The sequence below is a fragment of the Pseudomonas sp. N-1-13 genome (assembly GCF_057787095.1).
The window spans coordinates 416783-438009 of record NZ_JBYNRI010000001.1 but is presented as its reverse complement, the minus strand read 5'-3'; the positions used below and the strand labels follow the sequence as shown (position 1 = coordinate 438009).

At 59.8% G+C, this 21227-nt stretch carries 19 protein-coding genes; 2 read left to right on the top strand and 17 right to left on the bottom strand.

Annotation, left to right across the window (positions count from 1 at the left end; all coding sequences use genetic code 11):
- The first annotated feature begins 26 nt into the window (after positions 1-26).
- A complete protein-coding gene (locus AC3I65_RS01970) occupies positions 27-992 on the top strand; it encodes a hypothetical protein (protein WP_047225894.1) in 966 nt (321 codons plus the stop codon).
- 152 nt (positions 993-1144) lie between these two features.
- Here the strand turns inward: AC3I65_RS01970 and hldE are convergent, their stop codons facing one another.
- The 5 genes from hldE to AC3I65_RS01945 all read right to left on the bottom strand — a co-directional run bounded on the left by hldE (position 1145) and on the right by AC3I65_RS01945 (position 7138).
- On the bottom strand, positions 1145-2566 hold the full coding sequence (hldE, locus tag AC3I65_RS01965) for a bifunctional D-glycero-beta-D-manno-heptose-7-phosphate kinase/D-glycero-beta-D-manno-heptose 1-phosphate adenylyltransferase HldE (protein WP_047225895.1): 1422 nt from the start codon (positions 2564-2566) through the stop codon (positions 1145-1147).
- Positions 2567-2656: 90 nt separating this feature from the next.
- A complete protein-coding gene (gene cysC, locus AC3I65_RS01960) occupies positions 2657-3268 on the bottom strand; it encodes an adenylyl-sulfate kinase (protein ID WP_305467203.1) in 612 nt (203 codons plus the stop codon).
- Entirely contained in the window at positions 3261-3965 is a 705-nt protein-coding gene (locus AC3I65_RS01955; protein ID WP_107321434.1) for a sulfotransferase family 2 domain-containing protein, read from the bottom strand. The genes cysC and AC3I65_RS01955 overlap by 8 nt, the downstream gene beginning before the upstream one ends.
- A gap of 179 nt (positions 3966-4144) precedes the next feature.
- On the bottom strand, positions 4145-5950 hold the full coding sequence (msbA, locus tag AC3I65_RS01950) for a lipid A export permease/ATP-binding protein MsbA (protein ID WP_047225897.1): 1806 nt from the start codon (positions 5948-5950) through the stop codon (positions 4145-4147).
- 15 nt (positions 5951-5965) lie between these two features.
- A complete protein-coding gene (locus AC3I65_RS01945; RefSeq protein WP_488523425.1) occupies positions 5966-7138 on the bottom strand; it encodes an O-antigen ligase family protein in 1173 nt (390 codons plus the stop codon).
- A 111-nt stretch (positions 7139-7249) separates the two neighbouring features.
- On the opposite strand from AC3I65_RS01945, the gene AC3I65_RS01940 reads away from it, so the two are divergent.
- Positions 7250-7855: a lipopolysaccharide kinase InaA family protein gene (locus AC3I65_RS01940; RefSeq protein ID WP_305468492.1), complete on the top strand. Its 606-nt coding sequence runs from the start codon at positions 7250-7252 to the stop codon at positions 7853-7855.
- Here AC3I65_RS01940 and AC3I65_RS01935 read toward each other — a convergent pair.
- From AC3I65_RS01935 to waaF, 12 genes are all read right to left on the bottom strand, one after another.
- Complete coding sequence (locus AC3I65_RS01935; RefSeq protein WP_305467197.1) at positions 7841-8944, bottom strand: glycosyltransferase; 1104 nt, start codon at positions 8942-8944, stop codon at positions 7841-7843. The two genes, AC3I65_RS01940 and AC3I65_RS01935, sit on opposite strands and share 15 nt — an antisense overlap.
- Positions 8945-8992: 48 nt before the next feature.
- Positions 8993-9757 carry a glycosyltransferase family protein gene (locus AC3I65_RS01930; RefSeq protein ID WP_305468490.1) on the bottom strand — a complete coding sequence of 255 codons (765 nt, stop codon included), beginning with the start codon at positions 9755-9757 and terminating at the stop codon, positions 8993-8995.
- Positions 9758-9813: 56 nt separating this feature from the next.
- Positions 9814-10770, bottom strand: coding sequence for a glycosyltransferase family protein (locus AC3I65_RS01925; protein ID WP_047225901.1), 957 nt, complete (start codon positions 10768-10770; stop codon positions 9814-9816).
- Between the two features lie 115 nt (positions 10771-10885).
- Positions 10886-12016: a glycosyltransferase gene (locus AC3I65_RS01920; RefSeq protein WP_488523424.1), complete on the bottom strand. Its 1131-nt coding sequence runs from the start codon at positions 12014-12016 to the stop codon at positions 10886-10888.
- Positions 12000-13757: a carbamoyltransferase family protein gene (locus AC3I65_RS01915; protein WP_047225903.1), complete on the bottom strand. Its 1758-nt coding sequence runs from the start codon at positions 13755-13757 to the stop codon at positions 12000-12002. Before AC3I65_RS01915 ends, AC3I65_RS01920 begins: the two co-directional genes overlap by 17 nt.
- 252 nt (positions 13758-14009) lie before the next feature.
- Positions 14010-15449: a lipopolysaccharide kinase InaA family protein gene (locus tag AC3I65_RS01910; RefSeq protein WP_173407454.1), complete on the bottom strand. Its 1440-nt coding sequence runs from the start codon at positions 15447-15449 to the stop codon at positions 14010-14012.
- Positions 15449-16201 carry a lipopolysaccharide kinase InaA family protein gene (locus AC3I65_RS01905; protein WP_076382930.1) on the bottom strand — a complete coding sequence of 251 codons (753 nt, stop codon included), beginning with the start codon at positions 16199-16201 and terminating at the stop codon, positions 15449-15451. Before AC3I65_RS01905 ends, AC3I65_RS01910 begins: the two co-directional genes overlap by 1 nt.
- Entirely contained in the window at positions 16198-16932 is a 735-nt protein-coding gene (locus AC3I65_RS01900; RefSeq protein ID WP_076382932.1) for a lipopolysaccharide kinase InaA family protein, read from the bottom strand. The genes AC3I65_RS01905 and AC3I65_RS01900 overlap by 4 nt, the downstream gene beginning before the upstream one ends.
- Positions 16932-17738: a lipopolysaccharide core heptose(I) kinase RfaP gene (gene rfaP, locus AC3I65_RS01895; protein ID WP_047225907.1), complete on the bottom strand. Its 807-nt coding sequence runs from the start codon at positions 17736-17738 to the stop codon at positions 16932-16934. Before rfaP ends, AC3I65_RS01900 begins: the two co-directional genes overlap by 1 nt.
- Positions 17735-18859, bottom strand: coding sequence for a glycosyltransferase family 4 protein (locus tag AC3I65_RS01890; protein ID WP_139048600.1), 1125 nt, complete (start codon positions 18857-18859; stop codon positions 17735-17737). Before AC3I65_RS01890 ends, rfaP begins: the two co-directional genes overlap by 4 nt.
- Positions 18859-19917 carry a lipopolysaccharide heptosyltransferase I gene (waaC, locus tag AC3I65_RS01885; protein WP_488523423.1) on the bottom strand — a complete coding sequence of 353 codons (1059 nt, stop codon included), beginning with the start codon at positions 19915-19917 and terminating at the stop codon, positions 18859-18861. Before waaC ends, AC3I65_RS01890 begins: the two co-directional genes overlap by 1 nt.
- Before the next feature lies 1 nt (position 19918).
- On the bottom strand, positions 19919-20953 hold the full coding sequence (gene waaF / locus AC3I65_RS01880) for a lipopolysaccharide heptosyltransferase II (protein ID WP_107321432.1): 1035 nt from the start codon (positions 20951-20953) through the stop codon (positions 19919-19921).
- Positions 20954-21227: the final 274 nt, after the last annotated feature.

Below are 21227 nucleotides of genomic sequence, written 5' to 3'. Positions count from 1 at the left end.
TGCGCGGCCTTAAGGAAGGAGCCGACATGCCGCGCACGCTCATCAGAAAAAACCCCAGCAACTTCAAGACCCTGCCCCTGTTCGTCGAAGCGACACCCGAAGGCCTGACTTACCAGAGCGTCGGGATGCCATTGAATTTTTCCCAAACCCTGCAGCGGCGCCGTCCGGTGACGGTGGACGACCCCGAGCGTTTTTCCCTGGAACTGGCAAACCTCGGTGTCTCGGTGCGCCTGACCCTGCACTGGCAGAACCGCGACTATTGGGTGCTGGTGCGCCAGCGTCGACAGGACCGCGGCGACGTGGTGCTCAAGTTGATTTCCGGTTATGTCCCGGCCCATGAACTGAACCTGCCGCTGCTCACCGCCATCAGTGAAATTGCCGAAGAATGCCTTCTGGAAACCCCCGAGGGCTGGCTTGGCGGACGCTTCAATGACACCTGGTTGCCCGCGCCATACGCCACCGCCCTGCATTATCGTGAAGCCTTGCCGTTTCGCCTGACGCCGCTGTCCGGTTCGGCCCGCCCAGTGCGCAGCGCCAACCTGCAACTGATCGAGCGACCACGCGCCTACGTGCACCTGCCGACGGCCTCGCTGCAACTGATTTACGATTTGCGCCTGGATGTGCCCAAGGAAGCCAAGTCCCTGAGCCTGTTTCATGTGGATGAGCGCCTGGAGGGAGACCAACTGGTGGCGCGCCTGGACCGCAAGCGACCTGATCTTTACCTGATGCCGCTACAGGACGGCCAACCCTTGCCCGAGCTGTACACCTTGAAGAAGGATCAACTGTACCCGGCCAGCACCCGCGGGCTGTACCTGGCGGAGAGTTTTGCCAGGCAGGACGGCTGGCTGGTACGAGACGAGCGGATTCGCTGGAAGGATTGGCTGCACCAGCAAGGGCTGACGCCACCGGGCAAGGAGTCGGGGCTGACCCGGCTGAGGGGCAAGGCCCGGCAATTGCTCAAGAAGATCGTGCCGCGCAAGGTGGCTCGTTAACGTCATCGAGTTGGTGATGGGCCCTGTGGGAGCGAGCCTGCTCGCGATGGCGTTGGACCCGTCAGCCTCGATTTGGCTGACACATCGCTATCGCGAGCAGGCTCGCTCCCACAGGTTGGCGCATTGCCTGACACATTGTCACCAGCAAAGGCTCAGTGATTGCGGATCTTTTCCACAATCGCCGTCGTCGAGCTGTTTTCCACCAGCCCCAACACCTTCACAGTGCCGCCGTAGGCCGCGACAATGTCCGCTCCCACGACCTGATCGATCCCGTAGTCACCGCCCTTGACCAGCACATCCGGCTTGACCTCGCGCAGCAGGTTTTCCGGCGTGCCTTCGCTGAAGCTGATCACCCAATCCACCGCGCCAAGACCAGCCAGGACCGCCATGCGCCGGTCGACGCTGTTGATCGGCCGCCCCGGCCCTTTGAGACGACTCACGGATGCATCGTCGTTGACCGCGACGATCAGGCGATCGCCCTGGGCCCTGGCTTGCTCGAGATAGGTCACGTGGCCAGCATGCAGGATGTCGAAGCAGCCGTTGGTGAAAACGATTGTCTCGTTGTGGGCACGGGCGTCGTCGACGGCCAGCAGCAATTGCTCCAGGCCCAGCACGCCCCGCTCGGAGCCTTCTTCGCGCTGGATCGCGCGGCGTAGCTCCGGGGCGCTGATGGCGGCAGTACCGAGCTTGCCGACGACAATGCCCGCCGCCAGGTTCGCCAGGGCCACCGCATGGGGCAGTTCCTCGCCGGCGGCGATGGCCGCGGCCAGGGTGGAAATCACGGTATCGCCGGCACCAGTCACGTCGAACACTTCACGGGCACGCGCCGGCAGGTGCAACGCCGGATGATCGGGACGCAGCAGGGTCATGCCATGTTCGCCACGGGTCACCAGCAAAGCGCCGAGGTCGAGGTCTTGCATCAGCTGAGCGCCTTTGCTCACCAGTTCGTGCTCATCGGCGCAACCGCCGACGATGGTTTCGAATTCGCTGAGATTCGGCGTGATCACGCTCGCGCCGCGGTAGATCGAGAAATCCTTGCCCTTGGGGTCAGCCAGTACCGGAATGCCACGGGCACGAGCGGCCTGGATCAGCGCCTGATGGTTTTTCAACGCACCTTTGCCGTAGTCCGACAACACCAGCACCTTGACGCCTTCGAGCAGGTTATCGACCTCCGCCCCGAGGGCCAGGGGATCGGTGGCGAACGGTTCTTCGAAATCGATCCGCAACAGTTGCTGGTGACGGCTCATGACCCGCAGCTTGACGATGGTCGGCTGGTGCGCAACCCGCTGGAATATCGCCCGCACGCCGGCGCCATTGAGGCTATTGGTCAGGCTGTCGGCGGCTTCGTCGTCACCGGTCACCCCCACCAGAGAGGCCGGTGCACCAAGGGCGGCGATGTTCAAGGCAACGTTGGCGGCACCACCGGGACGGTCCTCGATGTGTTCGACCTTGACCACCGGAACCGGCGCCTCAGGGGAAATCCGTGAGGTACCGCCATGCCAATAGCGGTCGAGCATGACATCGCCGACCACCAATACAGGGGCTTGATCGAATCGCGGCATGGACAACTTCATGGAGCATCCCACATACAAAATGAACAGGGCCGCGATATTAGCACAGGGTTGGCGAAGGCTCGTCCATGGCCCTCCTGACCTGCGCTTTTTTCATTCCTTTTGCAGCAGTGCCGAAAGTCGGCCAACGGCTTGGGCCAGTTCCACCTCGCTGGTATCGATCTCACAGTCGGGCGACAGCGGCGCCTCGTAGGGGCTGTCGAGCCCGGTGAAATTCTTGATCCGCCCGGCGCGCGCTTCCCGATACAACCCCTTGGGATCACGCTGGGCGCAAACTTCAAAAGGCGTGCTTACATAAACCTCCAGAAAGACGCCCTGAGGGAACAATTTTCGCGCCGTCTCCCGATCAGCGCGAAACGGGGAGATTGCTGCCACTATCACGATCAGGCCGGCATCGACCATCAAGCGCGCCACTTCGCCAATCCGCCGGATATTTTCCTTGCGCGCCTCGGCGTCCATCCCCAGGTCACGGCACAACCCCCGGCGCAGGTTGTCGCCGTCGAGCAGGCAGGTGTGCAAGCCTTGCTGGTTGAGCTGCACCTCCAAAGCATTGCCCAGCGCAGACTTGCCCGCACCTGATAGCCCAGTCAGCCAGATACAACGCGGCCTCTGGGACTTGATCGCGGCCCGGTCCTTTGGCGCAACAGCCAGTGCGCAAGGGCCAATCTCTGACGTTGGCATCAACACCTTTGACGTTTCATTCATAGCCGAGCATCTCGTAGTCACGTTGATACACTCGCCGTACCAAACGGCGGGTACGCACAGAGCAGATTTCCCGGACCGGCAACGCCACGCGTTGCTGGGTACGATTTACGTGGGGCAACGTTGCAGTCAACCCCAAATGCTCGCACACCCTTTGATAATCACGGCTCAGGTACTCCTGATAACCGATGAAGTCCATCGCCAAGTGGCCAAGGGAGTCGGTGAGGAAATCCGTCTGGGCGGTGAAATGCAATTGCCGTGTAATGTTTTCCGGATGCAGCCAGCGGGCGACGAAATCATCGAAGTCCCGATAATGGCTTACCAGGTTTTGTGCGGCATGATCGCGTGCTCCCAACGTATTCCCTCGCAGGAAAGCATAGGCCGAATATGTGCGCTCCAACGGGTCACGGACAAAAGCAAATTTGAAGCTGCCCGCGTACTGCTCTGGAAATTGCTCCTGGTACCAGTACAGCGGCAAGTGACCCGGGCTGTAGCCATCGAACATGCCCGTGCAAATGCTGCTTCCGGCGCACTTGGGCACATGGATGAACAGACAAGCGCGCTGCGCGAAGGCTTTGGGGAAGCGGCAGTTGGCTGACATCGATTTGTTCACGATCTGTCGGTCAACCACCGACAAGCGTCCCAACAAGAAGGAGCGCTGCGACTTGGGCAGCAGCTTCCAGAGATAACGTTGCAGCATTCGAATACCCGCGCGCTGGGGGTTACCCCCTCATGATCCAAAATTCGTTCAGCAGGACTTCCTGTAGTCGGAACCATATCAAGCGCGGGTCATAGATTTATTGTGGGTTGGTCACTACAAGTAAGCGATTAGATACAAATGCCTGCAGGAGCACAGCCCCCCACAGGCTTGACCCGTACTCAGGCGATGTCCTGAGTGGGAGCGTCCAATCCCATGGCGTGGAGACGAGCATAATAGCCATTCTGCGCCAATAGCTCGCTGTGAACACCACGCTCGACAATCCGGCCCTGATCCATCACCAGGATCAGATCGGCCTTTTCGATGGTCGACAAACGATGCGCAATGACCAGCGTAGTGCGGCCTTTCATGACCTGATCCAGCGCGGCCTGGATATGCCGTTCGGACTCGGTATCCAGGGCCGACGTGGCTTCATCGAGAATCAGCAACGGTGCGTTCTTCAATAGGGCCCTGGCAATGGCCAGACGCTGACGCTGCCCGCCGGACAACAGCACGCCGTTTTCACCCACCTCGGTGTCCAGCCCCTTGGGCAGCTGCGCAATAAAGTCCATGGCGTAGGCGTCTTCAGCCGCCTTCTCAATATCGGCCCGTGGCGCGCCGGCCAAATCCCCGTAGGCGATATTGTTGGCCACCGTGTCGTTGAACAGTGTGACGTGCTGGGTGACCTGGGCGACATGTCGACGCAGGTTGCGCAGGCGATAGTCTTCTATTTCCACCTCGTCGAGAAAAATCTGCCCGACGTCATGGTGATAGAAGCGCGGGATGAGGCTCGCCAGGGTCGACTTACCGCTACCTGAACGCCCCACCAGTGCAATCATCTGCCCAGGTGCCGCCGTGAAACTGATGTCCTTGAGCACCTCCCGATCAGCGCCAGGGTAGGTGAAACTCAGATTGCGAACCTCCAGACGGCCGCTGACGCGCTCCTTCTCGACCGTTCCCCTATCGACTTCCGGCTCGACGTCCAGTTGTTCAAAAATGCTTTCAGCACCGGCCACGCCTTTCTGGATGGTGGAGCTGACTTCCGAAAGCTGGCGAATCGGCTTGGGCAACAAGCCCGCCGCAGTAATGTAAGCCACCAGATCGCCAGCCGTCGCATCGCCACGCAGAAAAAGCACCAGGAACATCAGAGCCGCCATGGCGGTGTAAATCACCAGTTGCAGCATGGGTGTATAGACAGCGCCGGTGCGAGTCATGCGCAGTTGTTTATCGGTATTACCCTGGCTGGCATTGGCAAAGCGCTGCTTTTCGTAGCCCTCGCCACCAAAACTGCGCACCACGCGGTACCCCTGGATGGTTTCGGACGCGACATGAGTAACGTCGCCCATGGCCACCTGGATTTTTTTACTTTGCTTGCGGAATTTTTTACTGGCGCTGCTCACCATTAATGCAATCAAAGGCAGGATCGCCAACATCACCAGCGTCAGCTTCCAGTTCATCCAGACGAGGTAAGCGAAGAGGAAGACCACAGTGAGACCTTCACGAATCACCACCTTGATAGCATCGGTGGCGGCGCCGGTAACCATGGTGACGTTAAACGTGATTCGGGAAATCAGATGCCCGGAGTTGTGCGTATCGAAGTAGCGGTTAGGCAGCACCAACAGTTTGTTGAACAGTTCGACCCGCAGGTCGTGCACCAGTCCCAGGGATACCCTGGCCAGGTAATAGTTTCCCAGGAACGACCCCAGGCCCTGCCAGGCAGCGATCAGAATGATCAGCAGCGGCACCGCCATCAGCAGTTTCAAGTCCTTGAGATACGGAACGGTGGGAAAGAGCACCGCATTGGGATTGCTCAGACCATCGACAAAATATTTGAGAATCCCCGCCAACATGGGTTGGGTGGACGCAAATATCACGAAGCCCAGGATACTCAGCAGGAAAATGCCAGCGTAGGGTTTGACGTATCCCAGCAAACGAAAATAGATCTTCAGGCTGGAATCCTGTTCCGTTTTGGGCGGTGCGTCACTCATTGTCGAGCTCACTGATTAAGAAGAACACGGAACTTTATCACAGGCGCCCGGCTTGGCCCGTGCCCAGACCAAAACCCCGGCCAAGCCGATCGGCAGCCAACTGATGAACCATTCCGCGCGAGGGGTTCCTGTCAGGCTCGCGGCGTCGAACTGCATCGCCAGGAATGAAAATACCCACATGCCCAGCACGCCTCGGCCCAGCAGGGTGTCCCGGGCACGCCAGGCTTCACGCAGCACAGCGAACCAGACCGTGCACCAAAGCAGCAGCCCAGGTAGCCCGAGCTGAATGGCAACGTGGCTGAACAGGTTATGCGCGTGATCAAAAGAGTGGCCTGGAATCGCGACCCTGTAGTCACCCGCCAACCCCAAGCCACCCCACGGCCGTTCGGCCATCATATGCAGGCTCGACATTAAAATCTCGGGCCGATAGGACGCACCTCTGGCCATCACCAGCGGTTCAAGCAACCAGAAGGTCAGCATGGCCAGCACCACAGTCATGGCGGCGATGACCCGTGTACGCTGGTCGGTGCAGTAAAGAGGCATTGCCAGCACACTTAGCAACAAGGCCAGGGCCGCGCCGCGACTCTGGGACATCACGACAAAGACACCCAGCACAGCCAACGCCAACGCCCAAAGTACCTGCAACCCGATATGGCGCGGCACCCAGTGCAGCATCCAGACCGCCGCCAGCCCAATCACGTAGGTGCCCAGGATCGGATGGGAAAGCTTGCCCAACCCCTCCAGGCGCGCCACCCAGTTGCGCCCTTCAATGCCGTAGAAGTCGACAATCGACACCAGCGCGACGAGCGCAAGCCCCAGCCCTCCCCACTGCATGATACGAATCACTCGCTCGGGCTGACGATTGGCAAGGATTGGGAAAAACAACAGGAACGCCAGGATATAGAGCAGTCGCTTGGCTTCGCGGCCTGGCTCCGACACCTCGGACCATAACAGTGTAATCAGCGCCCAGGCCGCCAACGCCAGAAGCGTCAGGTAAATCAACCGCTGGGCACGCCACACCTCCAACAGCCGATGGCGCGCTGACCAAGCGAAGATAATCACCGGCAACCAGAGAAACGCGATCAAACCTTGCTGATAGACCTTGTTGGTCGGTGCCAGGGCTATCGCCATCAAAAACCATAACAAGCCAAAGGCCATCCACGCCTGTGCCCAACGCGTCGCGTACATCTATCGCTCCTAAACGGTCTACCAGCCAAAACCGGCATGGTTAAAACACAAACTTTTGGGCATCATGGCCCGCTACGGCACCGGTTCTTTTTTCAACAAGGCTTTCCTACGATGCAATCCTCACGGCTTCCCCAAGCCGCTTTGAATCAATTGATTGAAGGCGCCAGTATTCTGGAGGCCGACGGCCACGGCCCGAAAGTCTATCTGTTGCAGGATGGGAATATCCTCAAATTGTTTCGCCTCAAGCGGTTTTTTTCTTCGGCCCTTTTACGGCCTTATTCAGCGCGGTTCATCAGCAACGCGACCCGATTGCAGGAACTCGGCGTGCCTACGCTCGAAGTGCTGGCTTTCTACAAATTGCAAAAGCCCGGCATGACCGCCGTGCTGTATCGACCTCTGCCAGGAAAAACCCTGCGTCAACTATCGAATCAGGAAAACTTCAGTTGGCAGCAGACCCTTCCGACACTGGTCGAGCTGATTCGCAGCCTTCACGCTCGTGGCATTTATTTTCGCTCATTGCACCTGGGTAACATCGTCGTCACTCCTGAGAACAAGCTGGGACTGATCGATGTGGCCGACATGCGCTTCCTGCGCTCCCCTCTGCCACGCCGCCTTGTGCGTCGCAACCTGCAACATTTCGCTCGTTATATTGCCAGGGAGAACCTGAACGAGAGCTTTCCCATGCAGGCGCTGGAAAGCGCCTTATTGCCCGTTTAAGATCAAATTCCGAGCGGTCTGGCTGAAACTCAGCCAAGCCTGCTCAGGGGCCAGTGCCTGGTACTGGGCCTGCGCTACGGCGTCAGCTGGAGCTTGTGAAGCCCTTGTGATCGCCTCACTCCAAGCCACTTCGTCATTGGCCGGTGCGTACCAGCCGGTATCCCCCAGTTGCTCACGGAATACAGCGATTTCGCTGGCCAGTACCGGGATGCCTGCCAGTATTGCTTCCTGAAGGATCAGACCAAGCCCTTCGTCGAGTGACGGAATCAACACCCAGTCGAATGCCTTATAAAGCGTCGCGACATCCTCCAGATGCCCAGTCAACAAGACCTTGCCAACAAGATCCGGCTGGGTAATCCGAGCCTGGAGCGCATCGCGTCTCGGCCCTTCGCCTACAATGACCAAGCGCCAATCGCCATGGCCCGACGCCGCTCGCGCGAACGCGTCCAACAAGCTGACAAATCCCTTTTTACCCACCAACCGGCCGACGGCGCCAAAAACACGCTGGTCCGCCAAGGATAAACCCAGACGGGCGCGAGCCTCCTCACGAGGCTTGAGTGAGGCCTGAAAGGCGACCGGATCGAACGCGCTGCGTAATGCAACGACCGGCAGGCCGAGTTCGTCCTGCAGCGACGTAGCCAAGGTCTCGGAGACTGCCGCCAGACTCAGGCGCGAAGCAGGAAACCCGCGCAGCAACTCACGGCTTGTAATGTGCAGGCGTGTCGCGCCATGGAAGATCACCACCACGCGGATCTGAGGCATGTCCTTGAGCACAGGCAAGAGAGTCCGGGCCACGCCCAGGCCATCGAGCAATACCACGCGGGCATCACTGTCGAGCAAAGCCTCCCGAAAACGGCTTCGCATCCAGGGTCTGAACAGACGCCAGATGTGCCGCCCCTTGAGTCGGGCTGACGTCAGATTCCACTCATGCGCGGGCCCGACATCGACCTGACAGTCAGAAGCCGCCCCCTGCAAAAGCCAGGTTTTTACGGGCATCCCAGGCTCGATTCGCGAAAGGATCTGATGATGGACCTTGTGTACCGAAGCAAACGGCAAACCGCCTGCCCACATAACATTGATAATGCTCATCAAGCAGCAAACCTTTTATCGCCGACCAGGATTCGTGCTTCGAGACATCTAATAATTGATAATCCAGCCAACGCAGACTCCGAGCAAAAGAACCAGAAAGAGCTTGATTTGCTCTCTGCGTCTGCGACGCGCTTTGCGCTGACGCTCGACAGGGACTTCGACATGGACGCCGAATCCGGTATGCAAAACAGCATCCCCTTCCAGCGTGACCGCCGTCAAGTTCAGTTGCGCATAGCGAAGCGACAGTGCCTTCTCGCCGCCATAGCCCGCAAACGGGGCACACAGCTGATACTCCTTCAGGCGTCGCAGGCCGGGATTGAGGGAAAAACTCTGCCACTCGGGCTTGTCGGATATAAGCGGATAACACGGCACGCCGCCGACGATCTCACGCTCGCCCAGGCGAATGTAAGGGCTGTGTACGCACAGGTCGTAAACATAGTTGCGCAGCCAGACCTGTAGGATTTCGGGACGTAATTCGAGAATCTTGCGCGAGTCTTCTACAAAGGCCGGGCGATAGAACTCCCAGTCATCCTCACAGTGAAAGATGTAAGGGGTCTTCACATGCCCGTACGCCAGGTCAATAGACGCCAATTGCCCCAGCTTCGGTCGATTGACGAATACGGTACAGCGATCCTTCCAATGCGCTGGGATAACTGCATTTACGCCCTCGTCGCCGGCATCTTCGGTAATGAAGACTTCACGAATCGGCGCCGTGTTGAAATGGTCGAAGCTCTCAAGGGTTCGCTTGAGCAGATCGAGCCGACCGCAACTGGTCACCACCAGGGTAATGTCACTTTCGTCGGAAAACTGCACCTGAAATACCATTTAGTCAAACGCCATCCGAACGCCAGATAGCTGAACGGTTCCCGTCAAACGCCCAGTTTCAGGCGCAATTTTTCCAGCAGACTCAACGGTGCACGAGGCCGCAAGGGCGGCTCCAGTGCCTCAACGATTTTTTGCCCGATGCGGGCGAAACTGAACTGTTCCAGCGCCAGCTCATGGCCGTTGCGCGCAATACGATGGGCCAGTTCGGGGTCAGCTCGCAGTCGGTAAAGCTTTTCCTGAAGCTGCGCAACGTCGCAATACAACACCACGTTATGCATGTCCTGCAACCCCAGCGCACGTGCTTCATCGACCCCCTGATCGAAAGCCAGCAGCACACAACCACAGGCCATGGCTTCGAAATTTTTGATCATGAACTCGCCCATACCCACATCGGCGCTGACAAAAAAACGAATGCGGTTCAGGGTTTCGCAATACTCTTCCCCGGACTTGGTGCGGGTTACCACCAGCGGCTCAACGCGTGCCAACTCATCCAGCAGTATCTTGCGCCCACTGTAGGCGGCGCTGTTGGTGCTTCCTACAAAGGCCAGTTCGATATCCCGCTCGCGATTCTGATTTTGCAATAACGATTGATCGTAGCCTTTGGGTACGAACACCGCATCGAAACCTTCGGTGCGAAGACGTTGAGCAACCATGAAACCGGAGCTGATGACCCGCACCCATGGCAGACGACGATAATGGGCACTGAACTTGCCCGTGTATTTGCACGCAATGTAGTTCTGATAGGCGTCGTGTTCCAGGATCACCAGATTCGGGATCGTGCGAATGAATGCCGCCTGGCGGATCTCCTGCTTGAAGCGCAGGAAAAATACGATCCGATCGTAACGCGATACGTCCACGTGACGCCGGAAATACCCTCGCAAGTTACGCTGCTCATTGCTGTCGAGCCAGCGCAGGTCACACTCGCAATGGGCTGCCACGCCTTCATAGAGGCGGTCCAGGATGGCCCGCTGCTCTTTCTGGACCAAAAATAAAACTTTCATCGTCTTCCTTGCGGCACCGAACGACTTGATAAATAACCCGGTATCGCGCCGGACGGACTTCCCCGCCTCATCATGCGAGGCTGCTACGCCGACGCCAACTGCGGATCTGATTGGATCAGGCCCTTGACGCCAGTTCGGCGACCATAGGCAAACGCCAGAAAGCCTCACGAGCAGCCCGATCGGAAAAGCGTTCACGCAAGCGATCAAGCATCAGCTCTGCACACCTGCGACGCTGCAACTCGTCCATGGCCGCCAAGTGTTGCAGCCCCTGCGCCATATGTTCGGCATCGCCTAGCGGAAATAAAATGCCGACACCCTCCACCACTTCCTTTGCTCCACCGCAGGCGGTGGCCAGTAGCGGCACACCGGCGGCCATGGCTTCGAGCAGCACCATGCCGAACGGCTCATGGTCAGAACTCAGAGCGAATACATCAAAGGCGCGAAAATAGCGACGCGCTTCAGGCACCTGACCGAGGAACAGCACACGGTCGGCAATGCCCAGTTCCAGCGCCAGTTCCTTAAGGTCTTGTTCCAGACGGCCCTTGCCGAGAATCACCAACTGGCTATTGGCGGGCAAATACTCCAGCGCCAGGGCAAAACCTCGCAACAGCGTGGCCTGGTCCTTGTCCGGGTGCAGACGGCCAACATTGCCGACAATCCAGGCCTGGGCATCCAACCCCAGGCTATGCCGCGCTTCGTCCCGGGACACCAGGCCAGCCTGTATGGCTTCCAGGTCGATACGGTTGTAGAGGGTCTGGATCCGGCTAGCCGGCCATTTCGGCAAGAGACGACGAATGTCGTCACGCACTGCATCGGAGACACCAAGCAGGCTCAGGCGTTTGCGGAAAAACTGGACGAACACCCGTCTGGTCAACCGCTGATAGTCCCCCAACGCGTGGTGCACTCCGATCACCGGCAGACCGGTAGCGAGCAAGGTGATGTAGATCGGCTTAAAGCGATGGGCGATGCAAAAACTGAAATTGCGCGAGGCGGCAATCTTTCTCAAATCGCTGATCGCGCCCAGCTTCAAGCCTCTGATGGCACTGGAGCTGTACTCCATGAACAGCACCTCGTCAGAGGCGCAACGGGCGGCCACTTCCGTATCGGCCGCCCCGGTAAGAAACACTGTCGTCACGCGATAGCCAGTGCCTGCGAACAGACTGGCATACTGACGGGCGCAGTCGAGGAACGGCCCATCGTAACCGTGACAGAACTGCAATACATGCCGCTCAGCCGAACGTGTCATATGCATCCACGCCGTCTTTGACCACCAGAATATCCTCCATGATCAGGTATTGCAGGTCAGAGCCAAAGAACATGTTCAGAGCGTCCGTAGGCGAGCAGATCATCGGTTCGCCACGGCGGTTGAGTGAGGTGTTCAGGGACACGCCGTTGCCGGTCAGTACTTCCAGGGCCTTCATCATGTCGTAATAGCGTGGGTTGTATTCACGCTTGAGTACCTGGGCCCGGGATGTGCCGTCTTCGTGGACGACTTCCGGCACGCGGGTTTTCCACTCTTCAGCCACTTCGAAGGTGAACGTCATGAACGGCGCGGGGTGATCGACCTTGATCATCTGCGGTGCGACCGTGTCGAGCATCGACGGGCAGAAAGGCCTCCAGCGCTCGCGGAACTTGATCTGTTCGTTGATGCGATCGGCCACGCCGCTGGCGCTCGGGCAACCGATGATCGAGCGACCGCCCAAGGCACGCGGGCCAAACTCCATGCGCCCCTGGAACCAGGCCACCGGGTTGCCGTCGACCATGATCTTGGCGATGCGCTCAGGGGTGTTGTCGATCTTGCGCCACGCAGGCTTGCTCGGATGGCGGGCGCAGGCGGCGATGACGTCTTCGTTGCTGTAGGCCGGGCCGAGGTAGACGTGTTCCATCTTCTCCACCGGCACGCCACGGGCGTGGGACACATAAGCTGCCGCCCCCACGGCGGTGCCGGCATCGCCGGAAGCCGGTTGCACGAACAGTTCCTTGACGTCGTCACGGGCGATGATTTTCTGGTTCAGCTTGACGTTCAACGCACAGCCACCGGCGAACGCCAGCTTGCCGGTTTCCTTGAGCACGTCGCCCAGATAGTGGTCGATCATCTGCAGCGCAAGTTTCTCGAACAGCGCCTGCATGCTGGCCGCGTAGTGGATGTACGGCTCGTCGGCGATGTCGCCTTCACGTTTCGGGCCGAGCCATTCGATCAGCTTCGGCGAGAAGTAGAAGCCTTTGCCCTTCTCTTTATATCGACGCAGGCCGATCACGTTGGCGTAGTCGGTATTGATCACCAGTTCGCCGTTTTCAAACGAGGCCAGGCGCGAGAAGTCGTACTTGCTGGCATCGCCGTAAGGCGCCATGCCCATGACCTTGAACTCACCGTCGAGCATCTCGAAACCCAGGAACTCGGTGATCGCGCCATACAGCCCGCCGAGGGAGTCCGGGTCGAAGAATTCCTTGATCTTGTGGATCTTGCCGTTTTCGCCGTAGCCGAAGAAGGTCGTGGCGTATTCACCCTTGCCGTCGATGCCCAGGATCGCGGTTTTCTCCTGGAAGCCCGAGCAGTGGTACGCACTGGAGGCGTGGGCCAGGTGGTGCTCGACCGGCTCGATCTTGATCTTTTTCGGATCAAAACCCAGCTGCTCCAGGCACCAGACAATCTTGCGGCGATAGCGCTTGTAGCGACGGTTGCCCATCAGGATCGCATCGAGGGCGCGATCCGGGGCGTACCAGTAACGCTTGGCGTAATGCCAGCGCGCTTCGCCGAACAGGCTGATCGGGGCGAACGGGATTGCCACCACGTCGACGTCGGACGGCTTGATGCCGGCCTGTTCCAGACAGAACTTCGCCGACTCGTAGGGCATGCGGTTCTTTGCATGTTTATCGCGTACGAAGCGCTCTTCCTCGGCCGCCGCGATCAGCTTGCCGTCGATGTACAGCGCTGCGGAGGGATCATGGCTAAGGGCGCCGGACAGGCCAAGAATCGTCAATGCCACAGGGGTCTAGCCTCTTAATGTCTGCATGCGAGGCGACAAACGCCTCGAAAAAAGATGTGCCGCACGCCGGGGCGCGGGGCAGCTAAAGGGCGGGATTATAGCTTAAAAGCGTTGGCAAGCCTCGTAGGAGCTGCCGAAGCTGCGATCTTTTGATTTTGATCTTTCCCTTGAACCTCAAGGGGTAAAACAAAGATCGCAGCCTTCAGCAGTTCCTACACAGAAGACGTGCCAAAGCAGCTATCGGGGCACCCTTCAAAAGCTTTTGGGCAACCGCTGATCAATCACCTGATACAACGCACTGTCTTGCGGCCAGTTGCGCATGAACCGCGCACGATCCCTGGCATAGGCGGGGGTGAAGCTGGAGAGGCTGCGGTGCTGGCACATGGAGTCCAGGTCGATCAGCGCCCAGCGATCGTCCTGCCAGAGCAGGTTGTGGCCCTTGAAATCGCCGTGACTGATACGCTCGCGGATCAGGCCGGCGAACAACCGGTCCAGCGCCAGCAACTCAGGCTCGGGAGCGGCGCCGTTTTCGACGTAAGGGGCCAGGCGTTCGATGATGTCAGGCCCCGACAGGTGCTCGGTCACCAGGTAGGCGCCGCGACGCAGCCACAGAAAACGCTTTTCCAGCAGCGCCAGCGGCTTGGGCGTGGCGATACCGAGGAACGTCAGGCGATGACCTTCGCGCCAGGCATGCCAGGCGCGGCTCGGACGCCAGAAGCGCTTGAGCCAGTGGGCGAAGTTTTTGATGTTGTAGCGCTTGATCAACACAGAGCGCCCGTCCACATCGACTTTACCAACGCTCGCCGACCCACCGGTCTTGTATAAGTGGCCTTGGTCAAGCAAGGCATCGGCCTGCTCCAGTACCGGCGCCATGACCGCCTCTTCATCACGACGAATCGCTCGCAAACCGAACGGACCACGCTGCACGCTGAACAGACTGCACTCACGCCCGACTTTTTCCAGAAAGTCATTCAGGCGCCAGGCGTACACCTTGTCGATCTGTTTTTGCAGCGCCTCCATGGGCAATGCGTGCTCGGCGTTGCCCAGCAGGTAATGCACCAACAACTCTTCGTTGAAAGGCTCGAGGGATTTGGGCAACTGGGCGAAAAATACCCCCAGGTTTTCAAGCACTTTGTTGCGCGACAATGGCTGGCCCGGGGTTTCGGCGCGGATGCCGCCTCCGTCGATCAAATAGAGTTTGCCGCCGTGACGCAACAGATTGTCCAGGTGCAAGTCTTCCTGCCACAGGCCTTTGCTGTGCAGTTGTGCAATCGCTCCCAACGCCTCGGCCAGTACCGCCGTTTGTTCGTCGGCGAGCAGTGGCAGGCCCTCGACCTGTTTCCAGGCGTCCCCGAGGCTTTCGGCCCCCTCGAGCAATTCGAACAGCAGCCAGCCACCCTCGCCTTCTTTCAGGCCATCGGCCAGCAACAGCGGCGTAGTCAGCCCCTGCTCGGCCAGCAGGCGCACGCCTTGCAGTTCGCGGTGAAAGTGCCTGCCCGCTTTACTGCCGACCAGCAACTTGGCCAACACCGGACGACCGCGCCAGACGCCAGCACCGACGTAGCGCTGTCCCGGCAACACACGCAACAGGGAAAGCAGCTGCAATTGCGCCGGGCCGGCGGCGTCCGCCAGCTCCAGGCTCAAAGGCAGGCTGGGACTGCGGCCGGCGTTCTTCAATTCGGATAAATGCATCAACGAGCCTCCTTATGGCTGCGCCGGGCGGTCAGACGAGTCATCCAGCGGTCAACCAGTGCACTCTTGAGCGGTTGATCCAGGTAGGTGCAGAGCATCTGGCGCACATCGTCGTCACTCCAGGCTCGCGCGCGACGCAGCAAGGGCTCCAGGTCCTTGATTCGATCCCGCTGACCGAACAATAGCGGCCGGGTCTTTTCGAGGTCGATCAACTGCGCCTGATAGCCACTGGCGGTGGCTTGCAGAAAAATGTGCTTGGGGTAGAAGCAACCATGGACCTGGCGCATGCCGTGCAGACGTCGCGCCAACTGCCCGCAAGCCTGCAGGACGGTGGCGCGTTGCGTCGCCGCCAGGCTGGACCAGCGTTGCAGCAATGAATCCAGGTCATCCCAACCGTCCAGGGCACGCGTCAGCAGAATCGCCCGCACCTCCCCGCCCACATTGCGCTGACCATAGAACACCGCTTGCAGGGCCGGAATCCCCAGTTGGCGGTAGCGGCTGATATTGCGAAACTCCCGGGAAAAGCTGGGCTCGCCGAAGGGGTGGGACCACGTCCTGGTGAGGTAATTACTCTGGCGCTTGAGGTAATAACCCCGCCCTTCCAGTTCCAGCCGGAAGACACTGCTCCAACCGCCGCCCGCGGTGTTGGGTTCATCCACCGCATCCAATTGCAGGTCCCAAAGGGCTTCGAAGCTATCCAGGCCGTGGCGTTGCAACAATGACTGGTCTTCAGTCGCCAGAAAATCAGTCATTCACGCCCCTCGAAAAATCTCACTACGTGACGGATGCGCTTCTTGTCACACGCATCGAGCCGGTTACGCTGGCGATACTGCAGGTAAAAACGCAGGCGCTGAGTGGCCGACAAATGATACTTGGCGACCTTGTCCAGGCACGCCAGGTCTTTGGTGATGCGATAGTTGAGCCAGAAACCGCGCCAGAAATCGCCGTTGGGGCAATCGATAAAGAACAGCCGTGACTGCTCGTCGATCAGCAAGTTGCGCCATTTCAGATCGTTATGGGTAAAACGATTTTCGTGCATGGTCCGGGTATAGCCGGCCAGTTGCCGACTCACCCCGTCGACCCAGGCACGATTGGCCAGCCTTGGATCGTGACGCCTTGCCAATGCCGAGAGGTCTTCGGTGCCCGGCAGCTCGCGCGTGATCATCGCGCCACGGTCATAGGCTGCGCCACGTCGCTCCAGCCCCCAGGCCACGACTTCGGCAGTGGGGATGCCCCACTTGGCGAAGCGCTTGAGGTTCTGCCATTCGGACTTGACCCGCGGCTTACCCAAGTATCGCCGCAGCCCCTTGCCGGCCCCGGTGTAGCGTTTGACATAGTAATTCACGCCGCTGCGCTGTACCCGAATCACCTCGGACAGCGGGTCCCGCGTCAGACGCTCGCCCTCGAGGGCGAACACTGCATCAAGACTGCCGAAATCCTCTGCCAGCTCAGCGTAGGAAGGCTCCAGTACCCAACCCGACATCAGAGCGCGCCCCCGTACCGCAGCTTGCGCGCATAAAGCCGGTTGGCTTTGCCTTCGAGCCAGGTCAGCAGCGAAGCTTCTTCGGCCAGGATCCGCCGTAGCGGCTGCTGGAAATAACCCTTGAGGAAGCGCAACTTGTCACGCCGGGTCAGACCGATGTCCAGTGCAGAGAAATACAGCGCCGCCAGGTCCTTGTTGCGCCAACGAAGGGGGATGGCCGGACGGATCTGCGCACGGTGCAGGTCAATCACAGAAAGTTTGAAATCCGTGGCGGTCACGGGCTTATCGGTGTGCAGCAGAAAGTGGCAGATGTAGCAGTCGCGATGGTTGACCCCGGCCCGATGCATCATGCCGGTCATGCGCGCCACTTCGGCGATCAGGGCCCGCTTGAGCTTCGGCTGTGGCGGCTGCTTGACCCAGTCCATGCTGAGATCTTCAAGACTGACGGTCGGCGCCAGTTCTTCGGTGACGATGAACGAATGCTGGTCGGCCGGGTTGCTGCCTTTCTCGCCATAGGCGACGGCGGTCATGGTCGGCACACCGACCTGCTGCAAGCGCTGGATGGCTTTCCATTCCTGTCCCGCACCCAGTACCGGCAACTTGGCGGTCAGCAGGTTCTTGAAGATCTCGCGCCAACCGATGCCACGGTGGATTTTCACGAAAAAGCCACGACCATCCACCTCCGTGCGCAAGGTGCGCCGGGCTTCCAGTTCGCGATAGACCTCGCCCTTGAGCGCCTCGACTTCGGCGAACGCATCGCGTCCGGCCCAAAGGCTCTTGAACGGTTCGGCCAGCATCAATTTCATTGTGCGTGCTCCGCCAATATCACATCGGCCGCGTGCTGCGGCATGCTGTAGAGGTCGGCCGTCTCGGCGAAGGCCAGACCGTTGCGGCTCCAGGCCGCGCGTGCGTCGGCGTCACCCAACATCCGCCCCAGGTACTCGGTGAGCTGCGCCTGTTCGAACGGCTCGTCCAAGACCAGGCCACTGTCGGCCTCGGCGATGTAATGGGCGTATCCACACACCGCGCTGACCAGCACCGGCAAGCCGGCCACCAGCGCTTCAAGCAGTACGGTACCGGTGTTCTCGTTGTACGCCGGGTGGATCAACAGGTCGGCGCCCAGCAGGAAACGCGGAATGTCGCTGCGGCCCTTGAGGAAGCGTACGTTGTCACCAAGCCCCAACGCGGCGCTCTGCAATTGGAATACTTTGGGGTCGTCCTGGCCGATTACAAACAGGCGGGTGCGTTTTTTAAGCTGCGAAGGTAGCGCGGCCAGGGCCTTGAGGCTGCGATCCACGCCCTTGGTCTTGAACCCGGAACCGATCTGCACCAGCAGCAGGTCATCATCGGCCAGATCGAATTCAGCACGAAACGCGGCGCGAACCTCATCGGCGTCGGCGGGCCGGCGACGATCCTGGGCGATGCCCGGTGGCAGCAGGTGAAAGCGCTCCAGCGGCGTGTCGTAGTGCTTGATGAACAAAGGCTGTTGCACTTCGGAAATCATCAGTATTTCGGTCTTGGCATCCTTGGCGAATACCGCTCGCTCGTACTCGGAAAAGTGGCGGTAACGCCCCCAACGCCGGTACAGCGAATTGCGCAGGTTCTGCGCCTTGTCTTCAAAGCAGCCGTCAGCGGCGTAATACACGTCCAGGCCGGGCATTTTGTTGAAGCCGATCAAACGGTCGACCGGACGCTTGGCCAGGTCATTTTCCATCCACGCACTGAGTTTTTCATTGCGACGGTGGTTGAACAGCGCCTTGACCGGCGCCACGAGCACTTCGAAGCCCGGCGGGACGTCACCTTCCCAGATCAGCGTGTAGACGCGGATCTGGTGACCACGCCGCTGGCATTCCAGGGCGATGCGCATGAAGTCACGCTGCAGGCCGCCGAAAGGGAAGTATTTATAAAGGACAAAAGCCAATTGCATCAGCGCGGCTCCTCAGCCAATAACGTGCTCAAGTGGCTGGCAACACGCTCGGGATTCAGACGCGTGAAGCACAGAGGCTGCTCGCGTTTCAGGTCAAACCGACGGGCATCTTCGGCGGTCGGCGGATAAGTGCATTGTTTCTGCATGCAGGGCGCGCAAGGGAAATCACTGGCGAGGTGAATCTGCCCCTTGCCATAGGCACCGGTCAGCACCGGGTTGGTGGGGCCGAGCAATGAAATGGTCGGCACATCCAGGGCCGCGGCCAGATGGCCAAGGCCGGTGTCCACGGCCACACAGGCCTGTGCGCCGGCCAACACCTTGCCCATCCCACCCAGATTCAGCTTTGGCAATACCAGGGCGTTGCGCAGGCCATTGGCAATCCGCTCGGCCCGGGCTTTCTCCAGCGGGCTGCCCCATGGCAGCTTCACCACGACGCCGAACTGCCCCATGCGCTCAACAAGTTGACGCCAGTAGAGCTCAGGCCAGTGCTTGGATTCCCAAGTCGTGCCGTGCAGGAACACCACGTAAGGGTAACTGCGCGGCAATTCAACCAGGCGATCGACATTCAGGCCGTAGCTGCCCATGGTTTTGGGCAGGTCATAACCCAGTGCCACAGCAAACAACTGGCGCACGCGCTCTACCGCATGCTGACCGCGAGCCACGCCCAGGCGACGGGAATAGAAGCGCGCTGCAAGGGGTTCGCGGGCCGATTCTTTATCCAGGCCTGCCACCGGGGCCTTGACGTAGCGGGTCAGCCAGGCGCTTTTCAGCAGGCCTTGGGCGTCGATCACCAGATCGTACTTCTTGGCACGCACGCTTTGCTTGAAACGTCGCCACTCGCCGCTTTTGATGGTTTGCCAGAGGTTCTTGCGCCAGCGACGAATCGCCACCGGAATGACTGTATCCACCGCCGGATGCCAGGTAGGAATTTCGGCAAAGCCTTCTTCCACCACCCAGTCGAACCTGATGCCGGGAATCGCCCGCGTCGCGTCGGTCAGCGCTGGCAGGGTGTGAACCACATCCCCCAGCGAAGAGGTCTTGATCAGCAATACCCGCAAGTTACTGAACCTCCACCGGTGCGCCCTGCAAACGCCCCAGGGCATCGTTCACCGACGGCGGCATGAGCTGGCGCAGGCAGTTGTAATGACCGAAGCGACAGGTGCGGTCGAAGCACGGACTGCATTCGATGCCCAGGCGTACGACTTCGACTTTTTCGGCCAGCGGCGGCGTAAAGCCCGGCGAAGTGGAACCGTACACGGCCACCAGTGGCCGGTTCAGGGCGGCGGCCACGTGCATCAGGCCGGAGTCGTTGGACACCACCGAATCGGCGCAGGACAACAGGTCGATGGCTTCGGCCAGGGAGGTATCGCCGCTGAGGTTCACCGACTCCTCCCGCAGGCCCGGGATCAGGCGCGAGCGGATGTCCTCGCCCACCGAATGATCGTTTTTCGAACCGAACAACCAGACCTGCCAGCCTTCGCGAATCTTCGTCTCGGCGACCTGGGCGTAATGCTCCGCCGGCCAGCGCTTGGACTCACCGAATTCGGCGCCTGGGCAGAGAGCCAGTACCGGGCGGTCCAGGCTCAGACCGAACTTGGCCAGCGCCGCTTCGCGGGTCACCGGGTCGATCGCAAGACTTGGGCGCGGATACGGCTTGGGCAACTCGGCACCTGGCTCGTAGGCCAGGGCCATGAAGCGCTCGATCATCAGCGGGTAGCGTTCTTTGTCCAGCGTGCGCACGTCATTGAGCAAGCCGTAGCGGAACTCGCCACGCCAGCCGGTGCGTTTGGGGATACTGGCGAAGAACGGCACCAGTGCCGATTTCAACGAATTGGGCAACAGGATCGCCTGGTCGTACTGACCGGCCAGGGACTTGCCGATGCGTCGACGGGTCGCCAGCTCCAGCACACCGTGGCCGAGCGGGAAGCTCAAGGCCTTGCGCACCTGGGGCATGCGCTCAAGAATCGGCCGACTCCACTCGGGGGCCAACACGTCGATTTCGCACTGTGGGTGGCGCTGCTTGAGGCACTGAAACAGTGTCTGCGCCATCACCATGTCACCGACCCAACTGGGCCCTACGATCAGAATATTCATGTGGCTTCCAAAAACGATGCGGGGAGGCCTACGCCTCCCCGCCTCGACAATCACTGTGGCTTAGGACGTTGCCTGCTGCCGTCACTCTACAACTGCGGGAGCGAGCCTGCTCGCGATGAGGCTCTCACATCCAATATCAATGTCGCCTGACACTCCGCTATCGCGAGCAGGCTCGCTCCCACAGGGAAATTCATCTACTTCAAGTATGGTGCAGCACCACAAATCCATTGTGAGAGCGAGCCTGCTCGCGATGGGGCCGGCACATCCAACATCA